Genomic DNA, 472 nt, shown 5'->3' on the forward strand with positions numbered 1-472 from the left:
GACCTACGTCGAACGGTGGATTTTTCTCGGGGACGACGTCTCCGACTGGCAGGCGACGTTCACTGTCGAACCGTCGGACAGCATTGCCGATGTGGTGGCCGGCTCCCGGAATGCCGTCGAGCGCGCCAACGAGGTGCTCGACGCCTGCACCGATCTCGCGGCACCGCTACCGCGTTCGCGGCCGGGGCGGTCCGCGGCCAGCGTCCGCTGGTCCCTCACCCACATGATCGAAGAGACCGGCCGCCACGCAGGTCACGCCGACATTCTGCGTGAACTGATCGACGGCACGACGGGTCGGTGACCACGCTGAGCTCGACCCGGGTTTCTTACAGCATCGAAGTTCGTCGTTAACGCTGCTAACGACCGGGCCTGGGCCTAGTGTCGATGCGTGCGACTCGCCTGGCCGCTGACGGGGCGGTTGGAGGAGGCCCGGCTGATCGACGCCGCGCTGGCCTCCGCCGAACTGTCCGGG

1 protein-coding gene is annotated in these 472 nt (G+C 67.6%); it reads left to right on the forward strand.

Translation table 11 applies throughout. The features are described from left to right. A partial coding sequence (locus RM779_RS33315) for a mycothiol transferase (RefSeq protein WP_311621540.1) occupies positions 1 to 301 on the forward strand: 301 nt, incomplete at its 5' end. Between the last annotated feature and the right edge of the window lie 171 nt (positions 302 to 472).

The organism is Streptomyces johnsoniae (genome assembly GCF_031845565.1).
Classification (GTDB): Bacteria; Actinomycetota; Actinomycetes; order Streptomycetales; family Streptomycetaceae; genus Streptomyces; species Streptomyces johnsoniae.